Source organism: Parabacteroides acidifaciens, assembly GCF_003363715.1.
In the GTDB taxonomy this organism is placed as follows: domain Bacteria; phylum Bacteroidota; class Bacteroidia; order Bacteroidales; family Tannerellaceae; genus Parabacteroides; species Parabacteroides acidifaciens.
In genome coordinates this window covers 17,744-38,355 of sequence record NZ_QREV01000008.1, presented here as the reverse complement: position 1 = coordinate 38,355, position 20,612 = coordinate 17,744, and the positions used below count along the sequence as shown (strand labels likewise).

At 45.2% G+C, this 20,612-nt stretch carries 16 protein-coding genes; 3 read left to right on the top strand and 13 right to left on the bottom strand.

Features of this window, described 5'->3' with window-relative positions:
- Positions 1–47: 47 nt before the first annotated feature.
- Positions 48–1,814, top strand: a complete 1,767-nt coding sequence (locus tag DWU89_RS05205; RefSeq protein WP_115498616.1) for an ArnT family glycosyltransferase — start codon at positions 48–50, stop codon at positions 1,812–1,814.
- On the opposite strand, the gene DWU89_RS05200 is transcribed toward DWU89_RS05205, so the two are convergent.
- The 3 genes from DWU89_RS05200 to DWU89_RS05190 form a co-directional block, all read right to left on the bottom strand.
- Entirely contained in the window at positions 1,815–3,161 is a 1,347-nt protein-coding gene (locus DWU89_RS05200; protein WP_115498615.1) for a Gfo/Idh/MocA family oxidoreductase, read from the bottom strand.
- A gap of 20 nt (positions 3,162–3,181) precedes the next feature.
- Positions 3,182–4,561 (bottom strand): 3-keto-disaccharide hydrolase, encoded by a 1,380-nt coding sequence (locus DWU89_RS05195; protein ID WP_115498614.1) that lies wholly within the window; start codon positions 4,559–4,561, stop codon positions 3,182–3,184.
- A 115-nt stretch (positions 4,562–4,676) separates the two neighbouring features.
- The gene (locus DWU89_RS05190) at positions 4,677–5,531 is read right to left on the bottom strand and encodes a sugar phosphate isomerase/epimerase family protein (RefSeq protein WP_115498613.1); all 855 of its coding nucleotides are present in this window, start codon (positions 5,529–5,531) and stop codon (positions 4,677–4,679) included.
- Positions 5,532–5,627: 96 nt separating this feature from the next.
- Here DWU89_RS05190 and DWU89_RS05185 point away from each other — a divergent pair, with 96 nt between their 5' ends.
- Positions 5,628–6,272, top strand: coding sequence for an HAD family hydrolase (locus tag DWU89_RS05185; RefSeq protein WP_115498612.1), 645 nt, complete (start codon positions 5,628–5,630; stop codon positions 6,270–6,272).
- Positions 6,273–6,340: 68 nt separating this feature from the next.
- Here DWU89_RS05185 and DWU89_RS05180 read toward each other — a convergent pair whose 3' ends face one another.
- The 9 genes from DWU89_RS05180 to DWU89_RS05140 form a co-directional block, all read right to left on the bottom strand.
- Entirely contained in the window at positions 6,341–6,811 is a 471-nt protein-coding gene (locus DWU89_RS05180) for an outer membrane beta-barrel protein (RefSeq protein ID WP_167451640.1), read from the bottom strand.
- A gap of 58 nt (positions 6,812–6,869) precedes the next feature.
- Entirely contained in the window at positions 6,870–8,510 is a 1,641-nt protein-coding gene (locus DWU89_RS05175) for a dipeptidase (RefSeq protein ID WP_115498611.1), read from the bottom strand.
- 11 nt (positions 8,511–8,521) lie between these two features.
- Positions 8,522–9,931, bottom strand: a complete 1,410-nt coding sequence (gene nhaD / locus DWU89_RS05170; RefSeq protein WP_115498610.1) for a sodium:proton antiporter NhaD — start codon at positions 9,929–9,931, stop codon at positions 8,522–8,524.
- A 156-nt stretch (positions 9,932–10,087) separates the two neighbouring features.
- Complete coding sequence (nfo, locus tag DWU89_RS05165) at positions 10,088–10,924, bottom strand: deoxyribonuclease IV (protein ID WP_115498609.1); 837 nt, start codon at positions 10,922–10,924, stop codon at positions 10,088–10,090.
- A gap of 22 nt (positions 10,925–10,946) precedes the next feature.
- A complete protein-coding gene (locus tag DWU89_RS05160; RefSeq protein WP_115498608.1) occupies positions 10,947–11,420 on the bottom strand; it encodes a PaaI family thioesterase in 474 nt (157 codons plus the stop codon).
- A 186-nt stretch (positions 11,421–11,606) separates the two neighbouring features.
- On the bottom strand, positions 11,607–12,146 hold the full coding sequence (locus DWU89_RS05155) for a pyruvoyl-dependent arginine decarboxylase (RefSeq protein WP_115498607.1): 540 nt from the start codon (positions 12,144–12,146) through the stop codon (positions 11,607–11,609).
- Between the two features lie 111 nt (positions 12,147–12,257).
- Complete coding sequence (locus DWU89_RS05150) at positions 12,258–13,169, bottom strand: fimbrillin family protein (protein WP_147292093.1); 912 nt, start codon at positions 13,167–13,169, stop codon at positions 12,258–12,260.
- A 61-nt stretch (positions 13,170–13,230) separates the two neighbouring features.
- Positions 13,231–14,448, bottom strand: a complete 1,218-nt coding sequence (locus DWU89_RS05145) for a C45 family peptidase (protein ID WP_115498605.1) — start codon at positions 14,446–14,448, stop codon at positions 13,231–13,233.
- A gap of 74 nt (positions 14,449–14,522) precedes the next feature.
- On the bottom strand, positions 14,523–15,854 hold the full coding sequence (locus tag DWU89_RS05140; RefSeq protein ID WP_115498604.1) for a PhoH family protein: 1,332 nt from the start codon (positions 15,852–15,854) through the stop codon (positions 14,523–14,525).
- A gap of 858 nt (positions 15,855–16,712) precedes the next feature.
- Here DWU89_RS05140 and DWU89_RS05130 point away from each other — a divergent pair.
- Positions 16,713–17,921, top strand: coding sequence for a DUF4861 domain-containing protein (locus DWU89_RS05130; protein ID WP_115498602.1), 1,209 nt, complete (start codon positions 16,713–16,715; stop codon positions 17,919–17,921).
- Positions 17,922–17,984: 63 nt separating this feature from the next.
- Here DWU89_RS05130 and DWU89_RS05125 read toward each other — a convergent pair whose 3' ends face one another.
- On the bottom strand, positions 17,985–20,522 hold the full coding sequence (locus DWU89_RS05125) for a hypothetical protein (RefSeq protein ID WP_244205860.1): 2,538 nt from the start codon (positions 20,520–20,522) through the stop codon (positions 17,985–17,987).
- Positions 20,523–20,612: the final 90 nt, after the last annotated feature.

Sequence of the window (20,612 nt, the reverse complement as noted above, 5' to 3'; positions counted from 1 at the left end):
AATTAAAATGAATATAATGGGGTGAAGGCTCCTTACCGATTTAAACTATGCGCACACCGACTCTTCAATATCTCTATCTGCAAAAACCGGTAACGATGGTTATCGTCATTTGTATTATCTCTGTCCTCCCTTGGATAGGGCTGGGAGATTTTTCAACAAAAGGAGAACCTCGCGAAGCTGCAGTTGCAGTTTCGATGCTTGAAACAGGCAACTGGGTTTTGCCTCAGGTCTACGCAAACGAATTTGCTTACAAGCCGCCATTGGCGCATTGGATGATGGCCGCAGCTTCTCTGCCGCAAGGGCATGTGACCGAGTTTTCTTCCAGGTTGCCGTCTGCGCTGGCATTTATCACACTAATCGGTTTTACATTGGTTTTCTTCGGTAAGCGGCTACGGTTTCAGCAAGCTTTTATTGCGACACTACTGCTTATTACCTGTATCGAGATACACCGGGCTGCGATGACTACCCGTGTGGATATGCTACTGACGACGTTTATGGTGATCGGGCTTTTCCAACTATACCGATGGGAAGACAAACTGGATCTGAAAGGTGTGCCGATTGCCATTCCCGCCCTGTTAGGATGCGCCGTCCTGACGAAAGGACCTGTAGGCCTTATCCTGCCGCTGTTTGTTTTCGGCGTTTACCTGCTGATGCTTCGCAAATATTCCTGCCTGGTGATATTCAAAGCGCTTCTCTATGCCGGTATTTCGTCCCTGTTCCTGCCCTTGCTATGGTATGTTGCAGCCTGGAAACAGGGAGGCGATGCATTCCTGAATGTGGTATTGGCTGAAAACTTCGGACGTTTCTTCCATTTGAGCACACCGGAAATCCATTATGAACTGGGACATGAAAACGGTGTCTGGTACAATTTCATGACATTGGCAGCAGGATTTATTCCTTGGACAATCTTCTTCTTTTTCTCTTTATTCGGATTGAAGCTCCACAAACCGGAGAAATCCATGAAAGAGATTCTGAAAGACACCTGGAACAAGATACAATCGATGGAAAAAGAGAAACTGTTCAGCCTGGTCGCATTGGTTTGTATCATCTTTTTCTATTCGATACCATCCAGCAAACGGAGTGTATATCTGATGCCTGCCTATCCGTTTATCGCGATATTCCTGGCTCAGTACACTTTATATATCACAGAATACCGGACCAAAGTCACACGTCTGTTTGCCGCATTCATGGCTTCGATCACAGCTGTCGTAATGATTGCCGTAGGATTGACAATGGCGGGTGTAATCGATCCTGTCAAAATAGCAAGCCAATACACAAACCGCCAAGCTACATTGGAAATGGTGGAGATGGTTTCGAATATGTTCTCGCATCCTTGCGGGTTGACGATCTGCATCTTGTTAGTTATACTGGCTATTCTGGCAACAGTCTATTACCAGATGTTCAAGAAGATCAATATCAAGATACTATATGCAACCATAGCGCTTGCTTTCGGTATTAACCTGCTGATCGACGGTGTTGTGATGCGCGGAATACGCCAGGGAAGTTCAGCCCGTCCGTTTGCCGAGCAGGTTCAGAAAGAATATCCGTTGGATGACACGAATATGTATGTCGTGAATGACCTGAAAACATATTCCAATCTTTACGGGTTGAATTTCTACTTGGGGAATAAGTTCCATAACTTCGATCAGGAACAGCCGGTCAGCGGTTTCTTTTTCTGTACGGCAAAAGACTTGGAAAAGATCCAAAAAAATTATGGAGATAAGTACACATTCAGTCTACTTACCTCCACTAAGAATGTTATCGCTGATGTACGTCAAAGAATCGTACTTTGCAGCTTTTTACAGAACGAATAATCAATATTTAAAGACTTTACCGCCGGCCAATACTTCCTGCCGTGCTTCATCGAACGTAGCCTTTTCACCGGTACGAAGGGATGCTGTACACATGATATTGGCAATCGAATGGTTGTAACCGGCATCTACAGGAGCATGCGGTTGTTTACGGCTCTTCACGCATTCCATCCAGTTACGCATATGCAGGTTTGTCATCGGATCGGAACCGGTATTGGAACCTGTTTCCACTTTGATAGACGGCAAAACATATTCATCCAACAGATTCGGCTGCATACCCATTTCATCTGCAAAACGTTTGGTCAGACCACCTTCGGATGTTACTTTATTCGTATCCAGATTCAATGTCCCGCCATTGGAGAAATACAATTCTTTCGTCCCGCCGGCAGAGTTATGCATACGGGAAGAATAAACCACCTGGAAGTTCTGTGAGCCGTCGGGAGTGCCATAGTCGAACACTGCCGTCATCGTGTCATAACTGCGACGTCCGTCATTCCACTGATAGATACCGCCATTGGCAGCTACGCTACGCGGATGGTTGCATCCCGTAAACCAGTGTACCGTATCGATCTGATGCGACATCCACTGACCGGGGATACCGGACGAATACGGCCAGAAGAGGCGATACTCCAGATATTTACGCGGATCCCACTCTTCATACGGACGATTCAACAGGAAGTGTTTCCAGTCTGTATCTTTTTCAAAACATTGTGCAACCAACGCCGGACGACGCCAGCGGCCGGGTTGGTTGACATTCCAGCACATCTCTACCATCGTGATCTTACCGAACTTACCGGAACGGATAAAATCATTAGCCGCATGATAGTTAGGCGCCGAACGGCGTTGAGAACCAATCTGCACGATCTTTCCACTTTCCAGCACAGCTTTACGGGCGGCACGGGCATCCTCCATTGTTTCAGCAAACGGTTTTTCAACATAAGCATCGCATCCGGCTTTAACCGCTTCGATACAATGCAAAGCATGCTGGAAGTCAGAAGTCGCCACAATCACTGCATCGCATATTTTAGCGTCATACAGTTCCTCATTGTTGCGGAATGCCTTTACCTTCTTTCCATACTTTTCCTGGAAGAAAGCAACACCTTCTTCCCGGCGCTTTTTCCATATGTCGGAGACGGCTACGATCTCAAATCCCAACTCATCGGCACAAGCCATAAAAGACGGAATCAGGGAATAGCGGGCACGGTCTGAAAAACCGACAATGCCCACACGTATCTTTTCGTTTGCTCCCATTATGTTAGCGTAACTTTCAGTACTGAAACCCAGTCCGCCAATAGTCAGACCGGCCGCGCCCAAAGCGCTGTGTTTAAGGAAATCTCTGCGTGTTGTCATGGTTCTATTTTTTTAGTTAACTACTTCAGTTCTCTAATCTTGATATTCCGGAAAGATACTTCATCCCAGTGGTCCTGCAACAAAATATGGCCTTTGTCAGCTGTTCCGAAACCGCCAAATTCATTATATTCTTTCTTTGCAAACTTGCTACCCTTCACCAATTCGAGGAATGCGTCGGAAGCCCAGTCATATTCAACAGTCTTGAAGCCGTTCATCCAATGTTCGACATGCTTGTTGGGGAATACTTTGATTACACCCTGGTTCCACTGTCCTACACCGTTGAAACGTTTGTTTTTCGCTGCAATAATGTCATACAAGCTGGATACCGTACGGCTACCCGGATAGGTTGTGTACAGTTTAGCATCCGGATGGAGCTGGTCGTCCAATACCTGATATTCCGGACCGATCACAAAACCTTTGTTCTTTTTGCTTTCCTGTATCAGATATTTCATACCGCTGTTAGCACCCGGTGTCAGCTTAAACTCAAAGCTCAATTCAAAGGCACCAAATTCATCGTTCGTTACGATATCACCGCCTCTTTTACCTTCCGGACCTCCGTTTTTCATCACTGTCAGTTCGCCGTTTTCAATCTTCCATCCATGTTCAGGGAAAGTTTCCTGACCGGCACCACGCCATCCGTTAGACGTTTTACCATCAAACAACAACTTCCAACCGGCTGCTTTTTCTGTTTCCGTCAATGTATTCGGAATGCGGTTTACTTCCGGAGCCAACTGTCCTTGCATACGTTCTGCTTCCAGATTTTCCGTCTTAATGCGGATATTACGCCACCAGATTTCTTTTCCTTCCTTAGACATGTCCTTTCCGATTCCATGAACCTGGAAAGCGATAAAACCTTTCGGAGTCATATCATCGATCAAATTGGAAGTGTTCACACCATTCAACCAGATACGGATATTATTGCCGATTGCCTCAATACGATACTTATTCCAGTCGTCTCTCTTGTAGGCTGCACGACCTGCATCATTATCAGTCAAAGTAACCAACCATCCACGACGTGCTTCATCATAAATACCTCCGCTCCATGCACGATCGGAAGGATCGATTTCACACTGGTAACCATGTACACGGCCATTCTGGTAGTCCGGCAAACTTTCACTGCGGAACTGTACACCCGAATTAAGGCTCGGATCACACTTCACTTCAAATTCCAGGATAAAATCACCATATTCCTGCTCTGTAGCCATAAAACTATTCGGCTGGCCGGATACGGATTTACCAACGAGGCAACCATCCTCTACACGATAAGGAGCTTCTCCGTTTAATTGCTTAAAACCTGTGAAGTCTTTTCCGTTAAACAACTTCTGCCATCCGTCATTAGGTTGGCAGGCACCACACAGCAATGTCAAAGACAAGGCTGCTAATTTTAAATACGTTTTCATTTTGTTTTCTTGATACTATATTAGTTAGACAATCAATTTACATTAGTCGTTCTTCATGTGTACGTGCACAAAGATATAAGTTTTTACACTTCCATCGCGTTAAATCTCGAAAAATTCAATAAGATTTACGAATTTGTTCTTTAATAGCAGCGACAGAAGTTGCTAATTGATTATCCATATTATCCCATTTGCATTCAATTGAAAGCGCTCCGGCATATCCGGCCTGGTGCAGAGCCTTAAAGAAGGGTGTAAAATCGTCTCCTTTTACTCCAGGGGCGGAACGGATTTCATTTTCTGCTATATGGCAATGCTTCAGCCATTTTCCGGCATCGATAAGCGCACCGGCATCTTCATTCTCGCGCAGCATGTGAAAGAAATCCGCCAACACTCCCAAATTAGGATGATCGACAGCCTTTGCAATTTCTGTCCCCTGCCGTACCGTATTGATAAAATTAGTTTCTGAACTTTGCAACGGTTCAATCACTACATAAACATCATAACCGGCCGCATATTCGGCAAGCTTCCGGCATAAGGTTGTGAACTGCCCGGTGGCCTCTTCCCTACTGAAACCATCCGGGATATTACGGGCATTTCCACTCCCTAAGACCAATATCTTAACTCCGACCTCATGCGCACGCCTGATAGCCACTTTTCCATATTTCAGTATCTCGTCCAGACAAACATCCGGTCCGGTCAACCTAAGATCTCCGGGGAAAAAGCTATTACCCGAATATAAGGGCAACTCCGCTTCTTTCGCAACCTGTAAATTAGCTGCAAACGCGCTATCCGGCTGATCCGGCATTAAGAAAGAACGGATACCGATTTCCACATACGAACAGCCTGCCTGTTTCAGCAAAAGAGCTTTATTGACGGAAGTGCAAACCCCGATGCGGTCTGCCAATGATTGTGCCTGCAAAAAAGAGACAAAGCAAAATAGAGTGATAAAAAGGATAACAAATCGTGTCTTCATAGGCTATACGATTATTACGAATTTACGCAAATGTAACTAATTATATTCCAATAAGAAGTATATTTGCACTCAAATTATTATAAATGAATTGATTTTATGGAACAACAGTTTATGAAGACTGCTTTTTTTGATTTCGACGGTGTGATTGTAGACACAGAACCTATTTACGATATTTACTGGAATGAGGCCGGAGAACGTTATGGTACAGGAATTCCCGACTTTGCATCCCACATTAAAGGGACCACATTGCCTTATATATTAGATAAATTCTTTTCCGACCGGTCCGAAGAATTTAAGGAAATGGTAACACGCGAATCCATGGAGTTTGAACAGCAGATGCCTTTCCCGCCGGTTCCGGGCGCTATGGAATTTATCCATCTCCTGAAGAGCAAAGGTGTCAAGGTGGGATTGGTGACCAGCTCCGATGATGTTAAGCTAAAACGGGCTTTCAGCCTCTTGCAACTCGACGGGCTTTTCGACACAGTTGTGAGTGCAGACCGCATCACGAAAGGGAAGCCTGATCCGATGTGCTATTTGTTGGCTGCATCCGACCTGAATGTATCTCCTGCAGACTGCCTGGTGTTTGAAGATTCGTTTGCCGGAGTACAAGCCGGGACAAGTGCGGGAATGCGGGTGATCGGACTTTGCACGACTAATTCGGAAGAATCCTTAAAGGACAAGGTTTATAAGGTTATTCCCGATTTCAAAAATGTTACTTTTGAGGAATACATGCAATGGTAATTCTTTGATACAAAGAGGGCGTCAAAACTAACTTTTGACGCCCTCCTCTTTATTGTAATATCTAAATTTTAGAAATTATATCCGACACGAACAGCTAAAGCAGCAGCGTCCAGATCTTTTATAATATTATATTTAGCTTCCAAACCGACTGACACCCGGTCAGTTGCATAGACTTCTCCTCCCAGACCAATGTTTGCACCAAAACGGCTTTCATCCCAAGGACCGGCTTTCCAGAAAGAAAGACTCAAACCTGCCAACGGATAGAAACCAAACATATCACTCAGTTTAAAGACATAATGAGCATTCATATCGATCGCCCACGCGCTCAACCCGTCATTCTTTATTAAATGGGTAATAGAAGGAGTCAAACGAAATTCATCCGTCACACAATAACGATAATCAATGCCGACAGTTGCATTTCCAATATCATTAAAATTATAGCCCAAATTAAAACCGAATGACGACTGCCCCTGCTGTGTCTGTGCATATGCACCTATACTGAACACAGTCAACATCAACATAACAATTAATTTTTTCATACTTTTCTTATTTTGTTCAACAATCTCGCCAAATATACTATTTTTTAATTAAAGCGCATCACTTTACTTTTAATTTATCTCCCGCGCTCTTCACAATACTGCGATAATAGTCTTCATCATAACCCGGGAAATCAGGATACTCCGACAAACCATAACCATTCTGCTTGAACTGTCCGTTTTCTTCTTTCTTCACATTGCCGTCCATATATTTGACTAACAAGTATTCGCCTAACTTCTTCCAGCGAGCTGTAGCCTGGTCGGCAGTTGTCGTACTGAACCAGGTCAGGAACTTGACTGCTTCCGCCGGATTTTTAGCATACAACTCCATCGCGGCCTTATCGATAGCCGGAATTGTCTGTTGGTAACCATTCTCCAATTCCTGCTGGACAGGACGGATATCTTGTATCATATAGCTATATTTGCCGTATGCCATGTTTGCAACCCAGTTATGAATCCAGAAGGCTGATGTCCAGGAGAAATTCATCATATCACCGTTTCCGACACGATAACACTCGGGAGAAGCCGTAACAGAACAATAAATCGGTGTAAAGACAGCCATATCCGCATCATCCACGCCAAACCAAAGAATGCCGCCAATGGCATCCGGTAACCAGCTGCGCATCTGCGGAACAATCACAAAGCCGGTCTGTTGTGTGGCAATCGCACGCTCGTTGGTATATTCCTGGCCGTCAACCTTGAAAGTCATCGGACGCCAACGATACGGGACCTTGTAAGAGCCGGCACCGGCATCCTTCGTCATATCCAGGTCCGTACCTTCAAAATGATCGCGCATACCGTTCTGTACATCCTGTACGGACAACAGGCGATCCGGCTTGATATACAAAGGCATCGGCTTTTTCGTCACATCGCCCTTGATCAGATCGGTATATTGATCCATCGACTTGTCGTATTTGCGGAAGAAAGACCATACACGGGCTTCACAACCACGCAAAGAGCCGAAATCGTACGGGCAATAGGCTTTCTGGAAACTGAAATCCTTATCCTTCCCGCTGAAATAACCCTTTTCACGGGCAAAAGACACGACATCCGGCGAATAAAGACAGTTTTCCTTATCTTCGAAAGGAATCTGCTGAATGCGGGATTGGTTGGCATGTGCCGAGATGCAATCATCCGGAATACGGATAGCAACCCAGACAGCGCCCTTATTACCCGGACCTTTACCGATCATCTCCATTACCCAAGCTTCATTCTTATCGGCAATAGAGAAAGACTCTCCACTGCTATAATAGCCATAATCTTTTACAAGACCGGTCATCACCTCGATCGCTTCACGCGCTGTCTTGGAACGCTGTAAAGCAATATAGATCAGACTGCCATAATCCATGATACCGGTCGTATCGACCAGTTCCGAACGGCCGCCGAACGTACTTTCCGTAATCGCTACCTGATGTTCGTTCATATTGCCAACTACGGAATAGGTCTGTTCCACCTGCGGGATCTGTCCTAACGGCTTATGTGTATCCCACTCGATCACATCCAGCATCGCCCCTTTCGGCCAGGTGGCGGCAGGCCAGCGATACAGTTCGCCATATAGCGTATGCGAATCTGCCGCATAGCTGATCATAACAGAGCCGTCGACCGAGGCTTTCTTTCCCACTAACAGCCCAGTACATGCGACAGCTTTCATGCCGGAAAGCATCACAGCACAAGCTGCCATAAAAATCCATGTTTTTCTCATATCAATAAAGTTTATGCAAATAATAACATATATACGCCGGCGCCACAGCAATAGCCGATCAGCGCCAGTATTGAAAATCGTTTGGTATAATACATGAAATCGATCTTTTCCAATCCCATAACCGTCACACCTGTTGCAGAACCGATAATCAGAATGCTGCCACCCGTCACGGCACAATAAGCCAGGAATGTCCAGAAACCGCCGTCCGACACAAAGAACTGGGCATAAGACGCCAGGTTCGCAGCATCCGGAACAATCGGATACATACCCATCGTTGCAGCCACCAAAGCCACGTTATCCACACAAGAAGACAAAACACCGATCACAAAGCTGATCAGATAGGGTTCATGCACATGTTTGTCCAAAAACGTAGACATCAATCCCAACTGGCCGGATGTTTCCAAAGCACCTACCGCCATCAAAATACCGAGGAAGAAGAAGATCGTCGCCAAATCGATATTCGGCAGCAGTTGGGAGATACGCAACTTATTGGACTCACGCATGTGCAGCTTGCTGTACATGATATCCGTATAAAACCACAGAACAACCAAGCCTAACAGAACCCCCAGAAACGGCGGCAGGTTCGTCAGCATCTGGAACACCGGAACCAATGCCAGAGAAAGGACACCGATCACAAATATAACACGACGCGAATGATTCGGTATCTCCGGTGTATATTCGTCCGCCATCTCTTCCTCGCTCATCACACGCAACGTCGCATGTTTCTTAAACAACCAGAAATGGGCGATTGTCAACGGAACAAGCATATTGACCAAAGCCGGCAGGAAGACATGGGATATCTGATGCGACGCCGTTATGTTTTTCCCAACCCAAAGCAGGATAGTCGTCACATCCCCGATCGGCGACCACGAACCGCCGGCATTAGCCGCAATAATCACCATACAGGCATATTTCAAACGGTCGGTCCGGTCCGGAACCAGCTTGCGCAACACAGCCATGACAACAATAGCGGCTGCCAGGTTATCCAACAAAGCAGAAAAGAAGAAAGCGGCAAAACTGATAGACCACAGCAACTTCCGCTTGTTGGCAGTCCGGATATAACCGGTCACGGCCCGGAAACCACCATGCTTATCGACAATATCGACAATCAGCATGGAACACATGACAAAGAAAAGTGTTTCCGCCACATTCCCCAAGTGATAGACAATCGAACGGTTCGTGATAAAAGTAATAAACTGATCTTTCAACGGCGCATTCGCCATTTCCGGATTTTGTGTCAGAAACTCCTGAAACAAAGGGCTGGAGCGTTCAACAAAAATATTATAGGCGTCAAACATCAATATCATCCACAGTGATATCGCCATAAACAAAGCTATCGCAGCTTTATTGATCTTTATTTTATCCTCCAATGCAATCGCAAGGATACCCAGAACAAAAATGACAGGCATTAAAATAAACATAATACAATGTGTTTAATTTGTTATTTATTCGCAAAAGAAGAACTTTTTGCCCTATACTCTTGCGTGTTTAAAAAATTCACCGTACATTTGGGCTTTCATAGTTAAGGTTTTGGTTAAATAGAAAGGAGTGACTTGTGAAAGCCGCTCCTTTCGCTTTTATATAGAATACAGATATTCAATCTCTTCCGCCCAAATAGACTCATCCGGCGTCTCCAGAATCAACGGGATATTGTCAAACCGGGGATCTTCCATCAACATCTTGAATGTAGTCAATCCCATCACTCCCTTTCCTATACTGTCATGACGGTCCACACGGGTTGCCAGGTCTTTCTTGGAATCATTAATATGCATTCCGCGCAAATACGAAAAACCGATTATTTCATCAAAACGTCGAAATGTCTCCGTAAACCCCTCAGCGGTCTTGATATCGTAGCCTGCCGCCAATGTATGGGCAGTATCGATACAAACCCCGATACGGGATTTATCTTCCACCTTATCTATAATATAGGCAAGCTGCTCGAAGGTATATCCCAGGTTCGTACCCTGTCCGGCTGTATTTTCCAACACGGCGCACACGCCCGATGTTTGCTCCAACGCCCAGTTGACCGATTCGGCAATACGGCTCAAGCAATCCTCCACACTCATCTGGTTCAGATGGCTTCCGGGATGGAAATTCAGACGGTCCAGCCCCAACTGTTCGCAACGTTGCATCTCGTCTAAAAAAGCATCCCGCGATTTCTGCAACCCTTCTGCCTCCGGATGTCCCAAATTGATCAGGTAACTGTCATGCGGCAAGATATGTTCCGCCGTATAGCCGAACTCTTCGCAACGCTCCTTGAAAAGAGAAATACTCTTTTTGGTCAGCGGAGACGATTTCCATTGACGTTGGTTACGGGTGAACAAAGCGAAAGCTTTTGCCCCGATCTCATGCGCATTCACCGGAGCATTCTCCACTCCACCTGATGCCGACACATGTGCTCCAATATACTTCATTTGTTATTTATGTTTTTATTGTTTATTCCCCTTCTGCCCTACATCCTCCAAAATGAAACTTCTCGGTCGCCTGTTCCTGTGTGACCACGAAATAGACCAGGTCTGCACGCGTACATAATTCATTCTGCGAATTATAGATTTCCGTTTCAATAAAGATCGCATTCCGCTTACGGTCTTTGATACGTCCCCGGATGGTCAACCTGGATTCACGAGTCGAGATGCTTTTCATAAAACGGGCATCCAAACGGGATGTCATACCTGAAGTCTGTAACTTCCGGAGTACCACCCACCCCGCCAATTCATCCATTAATGTAGTCTGGATACCGCCATGCAGCGTGTTCAACCACCCCTGATAATGTGCTTCCGGCTCCCAGTATGCGACAATGTCATCGCCATCCTCATAAAACTCCATGTGAAGCCCCATCGGATTACTCGGCGCACAGCCAAAACACATATATCCTTCCAGCCCCTCCCAGGGATTAATAATCTTTTTCATACACAACAACAGGTTTAAATAAATTGTTCTTAAAATTAAGAGAAATCCCGAATAAATGGGCTCACAAATATAAGAAACTAAACGCTTACTTCGGTAGCCATCATAAAAAAAGCAGAAACAAGGAGTTTTCCTTATCTCTGCTTTCTCATAATAATAAGCTAACAATAATTATTGCTATATCTCTTTTTACTCTTCAACGTCCGGTTGCAAGAAATCAACAAAACAAAGGGCAGCCAACGCTGTTCCGTATCGTTTCTCGATGGTAATACCTTCCGTGATGAAGTTCAACTCGCCCAGGTAATACTTACCATACGTATTCAGGTGGAGGTCATTGATCACACGGATCAAACGGGATTCCAACTCCTCGATACGATAACGGCCGCTTACCTCACATACAAGACCTCCGACTTTTTCATCGAAATTTTCGTCTTTGTACATCCAGGCGTAAACCACACCGGCAGACACAAACTCATCCTGATACCCATGAGAGACAGCCATAATGGTCTTCATTTCAGAACCAAACGGAGGAAGATCGATCTCATCCATGGTGGCCAGATGCGCAGTTGCCGGGATAACAGACGAATACGTCATAATGTTAAAGTCTGCAATACCAGCATCATAAAGAGCCATGTGGTAAGATCCTGCATGTTTTTCCAAATCAGATTCACCACTACCCTTTGTAATAAAAAAGGTGTTTGGAATTAAATTCCCAACTTTCTTTACCATCTACGAATATGTTTTACTAATTAATAATAAGGGCACAAAAATAGAAACTTATTCGGGATTACACAACGATTAGACTGCAAAACATTAATATAGTAACACTTTTACCACACTTTATCTTCCTTTCATTTTAATATTTTCCACATATCGGTTTCCTTTCCGGTATGTTTCCCCTTCTTTTGTATAGACATAGTCGCCCTTATTCGTGCGGACCGTATAGCGGATAGCCTTTCCTTCGAGCGCTGTTTCATCAGCCATAAACAAGGATATATTAGCTGTAAATATACCTTCTTTCTCCACCGGTGTTTTGTCTGTCGTCAGAAAAATAGAACCGGAACGCGGTTGCATCTGACGGAATCCGAAATAACCTGTCAGATAATCGTAGAACGGGGTGCTGTTGTCCACCACATCCAGCTGTACACAGGCGATGGTCAGTTCATCGCCGGTATCATTCTTAAACCGGATCGCCAACTGGCTGGTCTGGTGTTTCAGAACCATAGAGGCCGATATATTTCCTTCTTCATCTGTCTCCGTACGGCACGCACCAACCACAATATCGTACATACCAAAAGTCCCGTCTTTCGACTGATACTGCTGGCAGATGTTGTAGTTCATCATACTTTTGTGAATAAAATAGCCGACCAGTGAATCAGCACCGGAAACGATATTTCCTCCGAAAACAGCGGACACCGAGTTTAAACTATCCTGCATGATAAACGGAAGCCCCTCCATATGCGGATCATGGGACGGATAACGGTATAGCAACACCCCTTTTCCATCCATCGATACGACGGCAAAGCCCAGTCCCTTGTCCCATTGCCTGAAACAATAGAACGCCGTATCTTCCGGCACCTCCAAACCAACTGTCAACAAAATCTTTTCTACAGGCGGACGAACGATATCCGGCCTCGGATCCGGAGCCGGCTCCGGAATATCATCCATATTGCCGGAACAACCGGCCACTCCCGCCAATGCCATTACGGCTACAACGGGTAAAAACTTCCATACATTTTGTTTCTTTCTCATAACACGTAGAATTTTTATCTATATAAATGTAGAGAAAAGAAAAACCTTGCATGCAAACCGGTTATTTTGTTTCGAGCGATAATTGCCGGTAAGCCCCTCTGATTTTTATTTCAGCGTTTCGGTAAAGTTCTTTTATCGTTGATGTGTCCAAGCCGTTTTTTTCCCATTCCGCCTGTTTTGATGTGAATACGTCAAAGGTTTCGTCGTTGATGGAGGCGAGCTTTTGCATATAACCCGTTTTTTCGTTGTTCCAGAGCAGTTGCCAATGTAAATATTTACGCCCGTTTCCCCTGTGAATGGAATAAACATCCTCTTTCAGTTTAGAGGCATATAAGCAGAGAGGAGCTGTTCCGCAAACAGAGTCATAAGAAGTGAGGGCCGGCTGGGCTGTTCCCATTTTAACCCATAAAGGAAGGACTGCCGAAGTTGGCGGATAACCTAATGCAGTCCATATGGTGGTCAATTCAGCATTCATACCCGGTTTTACCCCTTGTATGACGATAGATGCCGTACTTTCCGAACGGGGAATGAAATCTTGCTCGACGAACCATCCCGAGTGGCGGTTAGGACTTTCATTTTCGTTTTTCAGATCTATATCCAACAGGCTGTTATAGAAGGAACAGGATGCTTCTTTGAAAATATTCCGGGGAGTGAATTCCTCTTTTTCCATTTCCTTAAAAATCTTTTGGGCGCTTTCATAGCGAATGTATCCCAGACCTTTGTCTTTACGCCCCTCAAAAGAAAAATTCGTGTAGATGATGTATCCGTCGGGAGCCAGAACAGGGTCGTTCACATCCTTTTTATAATATCGTTCGTTGTTTGTTTCGTAATAGGCCGCTCCTCCGAAAGCATCGATTACTCCAAAGTTAGCTTCTACACGCAACGGGCGGGGAAGCGTGTCCAGCAAATGTTCAAAGTCAGAGATGGTTTTGCATGTTTTCAACGCTTTTCTCATCAAAGTCCCTTCTTGATCCATCTCTTCAATATCGTCATCTTTCAGATTGAAAGATGCGGTATTCATAATTGAAAAACCGGTTTCGTTAGATCCTGTCCATATAGCATCGTCCTGCTTGTTACTGCTGTTGGCAAGTCCGAGAAAACGATATCCGCCTTCGTCCACATAAACAATATGGTTATATGGCTCATCCGTATCACGGTGTTTCCACATGAGCGGTCTGCCGTCCGGGGTCGCTTTTCCGGAGATAATGATGGATGTACATGCTTCGGAATATTGAAGGATGATACAGAGACAAGCGAAAATAAGGAATAGCTTTTTCATGGATTGATTTAATCAGGATGAATGAAAGGCGTGTCAAAAAGCACTTCCGACACGCCCTTCCTGTGAATTATTTGTTACAATAAATTAGACGCTAATTCGGACAACTGGCTGCGTTCACCTTTTATCAGGTTGACATGGGCAAACAGGTCCTGTCCTTTCATCTTATCCACCATATAGGCGAGCCCGTTACTCTGGGCATCCAGATAAGGCGAGTCGATTTGCTGGATATCACCGGTAAAGACCATTTTCGTTCCTTCGCCGGCACGGGTGATAATCGTCTTGATCTCGTGCGGCGTCAGGTTCTGTGCTTCATCAATGATACAGAATGTATCCGAAAGGCTACGCCCGCGGATGAAAGCTAATGCTTCGATAACCAACTGTCCGCCCTTTTGCAGCTCGTCGATCTTACGGGCATCGGCACTGCCGGGTGAGAACTGTCCCTTGATGACATTCAGGTTGTCAAACAACGGCTGCATATAGGGAGCCACCTTCTGTTTCTCGTCGCCGGGCAGGAATCCTAAGTCCTTATTTGCTAAAGCAACGATCGGACGCGCCAGCAGGATTTGCTTGTAGACATTCACCTGTTTCAAGGCAGAAGCTAACGCCAGCAAGGTTTTACCCGTACCGGCCTTTCCGGTCAATCCGACAAGTTTCACATCCGGGTCGTTCAAAATCTCAAAAGCAAAGCTCTGTTCCGCATTGCGGGGCTGGATGCCGTAGTTTGTGCCTTTATCGACTTTCTTGAATGTATTCGTAAATGGATTATAGCGGGCTAAAACAGAATTGCGGACACTTTTCAGTATAAAGCATTCGTTCGGGTCCAACTTTGATTTTATGTCGAACAGGTCGGCATCGATGCCGTCAGATGTGGCATACATTTTATCGATCAGATCCGGATCGATATTCTCGTAAGTATCTTGTGCACGTTCAAATATATCGACATTGACAACCTTGTCGGTTATGTAATCTTCCACTTCGATACCCAGCGAACGAGCTTTCATCCGCAGGTTCACGTCTTTTGTCACCAGAATGGTTTTTACCTTTTTGTTCTTTTCGGCTTCCGCAACGGAGAGTGTGCACGACAGTATGCGATGATCTGCTGTTTTCTCCGGGAACGACTGGTAAATCTTCTCCTGATATTTGTCACCGGTCACCACATGCAAAGAACCTTTGCCCGGCCCCAGTGAGGCGCCTTTTAAAAAGAGATCATTGCTGGTCAACGTATCCAGCTCGCGTACGAACTCGCGGGCGTTGTAGTTAATCTGGTCGCTCCCCTTTTTAAATTTATCCAACTCTTCCAACACAACGATCGGAAGATAAATATCATTCTCCTGAAAGTTCTCAATACACTTGTAATCGTGTAAGATAACATTGGTATCCAACACAAAATTCTTCTTTACTCCCATGATCTTTCGATTTAATGATTATGCCTTAAAGATAGAAATATTTCCGACATATTATCCTCCGGCCTTTAAGAATATATCAATTTGACCAAATAATTCTACTTTTCTACAATTTTCACTTAGCCACTCACCCCTTTATATTTATAGATACTGTTTTAAATTTCCGAAGGGACTTATTGTATAAAACGCATTTTTTAGGTTAAGAAAAGGACTGAAAGCAAACAAATGTTAATCCACTTTTCGGACGTCAAAAAGGGACTTTTTCTTCTTTTCCAGGAGTCTTTAGGCAGGGAAGTCAACCTTTATTTCATTTTCGAGGTACTTTATCGCCATGAAGACGGTCGCCGTACCCTATGAAGACGGTCACCATTCCAATGAAGACGGTCGCGAGGGCGATGAAGACGGTCGTCGTGGCGACAAGCTCCCGAAATTTTCCTTGCATATTTGAGACGCAGTCCGCCTTTGTTTTGCTACAGGCGATTCTCCGGGAGTTAAGCTTTATCACTTTGTCGGTGTTTATGCCTTCCGGCAATCAAAAAGAATGCTTTTCAGAACGGGCTGCGCACCTCACCCCACCTATTGTCAGACAGGAAGGGATAAACCATGAAAAAAGTCAAACCAAAATCGATCAAGATTTCGGATGAAATAGAAAAACAGCCCTAAAAGGGGGTTATTGTAAATCCTACAGCCGTCCGACCTACATATGAACACACAAAAAAAGTATAAATAACCTTTAAACAACAAATCTGCTCAACAAAGCGGTGCTTACTTTTGAAAACTTAATGAATAATCCCTATTTTTACAACCAAATTTGCAAAATCAATATCAACGAATATATTAAATTAAACACATAACAAATTTATGAAGAAGATTTTCAGCTTATTGTTAGCAGCTTCTGCGTTTGCGTGCACGCAGGAAAAGGTGGTCGAGATAACCATCAGCAATCCGTCCGCAACGGACCGTACGAATGAAATTACCGAAATCACATCGGATGCTGTTGCCAAACTGAATGGAGAAACGTTTATCATTTCCGACAACAGCGGCTCCCAGATTCCCTATCAGGTAACGTATGACAACAAAATCATTTTCCCTGTCTCCGTCAAGGCTGGTGAAAACGTGACATACAAGATTACTCCGGGGACACCGGAAGAATTTAAAACGATTGCTTGCGGAAAACAATATCCCGAACGTGTAGACGACGTAGCCTGGGAAAATGACCGCATTGCGTTCCGTACCTATGGTCCTGCCCTTCAGGCTTCCGGAGAAAAGGCTTATGGCTGCGATGTCTGGGTTAAATGCGTATCCGAACCGGTTGTCGATATGCGTTACAAGACGGAACTGGACCCGGAAACAAAAGCAAAGATTGCAGAACTGCGTAAAACGGATCCGAAAGCCGCCCAGCAATTGGCAGAATCGGTTTCATACCATATCGATCATGGCAACGGGCTGGATTATTATAAGGTAGGCCCGACTTTGGGAGCCGGAACTTCCGCCCTGCTGGCCAACGACTCTATCGTTTATCCGTATTGCTATAAAGAGTATCAGATTCTGGATAACGGTCCGCTGCGTTTCACCGTTAAACTGGTTTACAATCCGCTGACCGTAAAAGATAACAGCAACGTGATCGAAACACGCATGATATCTCTCGATGCAGGTTCACAGTTGAATAAGATTTCCGTTGCATACGATAACCTGACAGAGGCTACACCGGTTGTTACCGGTATCGTACTGCATGAACCGAGCGAAGACTACCAGGCAGATGCCGCTAAAGGTTACATTGCCTATGCCGATCCGGAAGAACCGGCAAACGGCCAGACGTTTGTTGCTGCCGTATTCCCGGAAAAGATCAACGAAGCAAAAGCTGTCAAATTTTCGGACAAAGAAAAAGCCGAACGCGGCGCCGAAGGACATGTTTTGGCTTACAGCACTTACAATCCGGGCGACACATATACTTATTACAGTGGTGCAGGCTGGAGCAAATGGGGTTTCAAGAATTCCGCCGAATGGTTCGACTATGTGCAGAAGTTCGCACAGAATCTGAAAGAGCCGTTGACTGTGACAATCAAATAAAGCAAAAACAGGCGGGTAGCGTAACAAAAACTACCCGCTTTTTTTTATTTCTGATTCTATCCCTCAAACATCCAGCCTTATCGCAAACAGAAAACGTGCCCCTTCCTCCGAACCGAACCAGGAATATTGAGTCGTCACCTTATTCACAACCGTCAGCCAGAAACCTCCTCCATAAGAAGTATGCCACTTTCGGGAATGCTCGTCCGGAAACCAGACGCGCCCATAGTCGAAACCGGTAAACAGTCCGTATTTCAGCGGTGTGAACGGGTTTTGGATCTTCCCCATATCCAGTCGGAAATCGGTATGCTGGTAGAAAGACTGCTTTCCGATAAAACGGTTATCCCGGAACCCCCGTAAGGTAATACCGGCAGCCTGATAAAAATCATATTTATTATTATATAAAAGCTTCACTTCCGCCCCGGTCTCTATCGAAAAACGATCCGAGCATCGGAACGTGGCGGACAGGTCCAGTTTAGAATACGGGAAGTTGCGCCCCGGATTTTTCAAGTTCATCTTCCAACCGGATGAAGCAGCCACTTCCAGTTTGGGAATAAAAGAAGCCGGAGCCATCCCGATCTGATAGGCAGCTTCCACTCCGGCAAACAAGTTCATCCCATATATCGGATGATTGTCAGGAAGTATCTGGCTGATATACCGGCCTTCCGTCTGCTTAGCTTTATACATCTCGAACGAAGCGGACAGCGTTAACAGCTGGTTCCGTTTCATTTCCATACGGAAAGAAGGGATCAACGAATATTGCCGAAGCGTGACACGGTTATAGTTTTTCGCCTCATCTTTGAAGCCTTCCGAATTATTGCCGTAACCGAAGAAGTTGAAGAAGTTACGGGGCGAAGCGATGAAAGCATCGAGATTGAAGCTCTTCCGCTCGTCATAAAAAGGAAATGTTCCCTGATACATGAATCCCTGCAAATAGTTGTAACCAATACGGTGGCGGAAGGTGAAAGGCGACTGTTTGAAGCCGTACATCGTATAGGTAAAGAAAGCCCCTAAGCTAAAGCCTATATCAGAATCGTAGAATCCCCAGGGAGTGAACTCAAGCTTTTTATATTTCACCTTCTCATAGTCGTAGTCGTGGATAGCAGGACTGTCTGATATGATTTTATGGACACCGGAAACAGATTTCAGACGATCACGATCGGATTCATTCGCATAAATACGAATCCGGCGGGCTTGCTCCATATTATACGTATTACGTCCCGGTCCGGCTATCAGATAGACGGGAAACTCCTTTGCGGCTTCTCCCCTCACCTCATACTCGTCATTGCCATCCAGTCCATACAGCCAGATTTCTTCAGTATCCTTACCGGAATATTTCTTTTGAAAAGAGGGTACAGGATTTCCTTTCGGATAGATGCAGACCCGCAGGCTGTCATGTCCGAAGCGTTCGAGCATGATCCGGTCGTCCCCATCCGTAGCCGTCAGGACAGGTGTCCGTTGCAGTTTCCGGTAATAACGGTGAGCCATATACGGCAGGCTGTCACGACGGATTAGCAGTTTCGCCTTTATTGCATCCGTCTCGGTTCCCTGGATTTCAGGAGGGAGAAGCCGGAACGCCTCGTTTATAACCGAATCGGTCAGGGTCTTTTGGAGAATCAAAGCTTGTTGTATCCAGACCTGTTCGTCTGTCTGGCCTGTTAATGCCATATCGAGTGTATAGCCAAGCGTATTGATCTTCTCGACATCTTTCGGATGATCGCTGAAGTTTGTAATAAAACCGAGTCCCAAGACTTTCAACATTTGTTTGAACAGCAAACCGTCAGTCTTAGTAAAGGCATGATTGCGGTCTATCACGATCGGAGTAAACAATATACTGTCGGACAAATGCACAGCCCGCCAATTCCAGTTTTCGGGAATCTTGTTCCAGTCGCCTATCAGCATATCGTACAAGCGTTCGGCAATGTATTCCTGCTGATTCACCTGGTAGGATTTGCTCTGCCGTATCTGTTTGAGCAGCTGTTCGGTAGAAAAGATGTTCCTTTGGGTAGCAGTGTCGGGCACGTTCCGAAGGCTGATCAGTTTGTTGTGGATGCTGGCTCCGTTGGCAATCGTATCTTCCTGTGTTCCTCCCTGCATAAAATAAATACGGGAATTGTTATTACTCAGTCCGGCGATCTCTGCCATCCGGTCGGTGGCAAGAAAGGTGTAAGGGTTAATAATGGTATAGGCATCCCCGATAAACTTATCAAGATAAGTTCCCTTGAATTCTTTCTTACTATACATCTCACGAAAGAACTTGGATTCGAGGAAGCTGGTGGAACCGCCAAGCGGCTTGAGCATATACAGCCGGTTGTGCCGGTCGGCCAGGATCAGGGCATGGAAATCTGCTGCTTGATCCACTCCCTGCATACCCCCTAAAAGCGTATGTAGCGTGACAGCTTCTACCGTAATCGGAATAGTATAAAGCGTCCGGTAGTGCACGCCCCAAAGCTTATTGTAAAGGTCGCTTTTATTTTTCATATCCTGCGGATAGATAGACCGCCTGACAGTATCTTGCACGGCAGCATCCGCACGAAACGGGGACAGCAAGACAAGCAACAGACAAGTAAACACCCCCCGGTAAAACCAATGTATTTGCGCCATTTCACTCATTGTAATTATAACATCCGACAAGAATAAGTTGTTTACTTTTTGATCGCTCCTCTAATGGTTTTCTAATTCTCTTCTAATAGT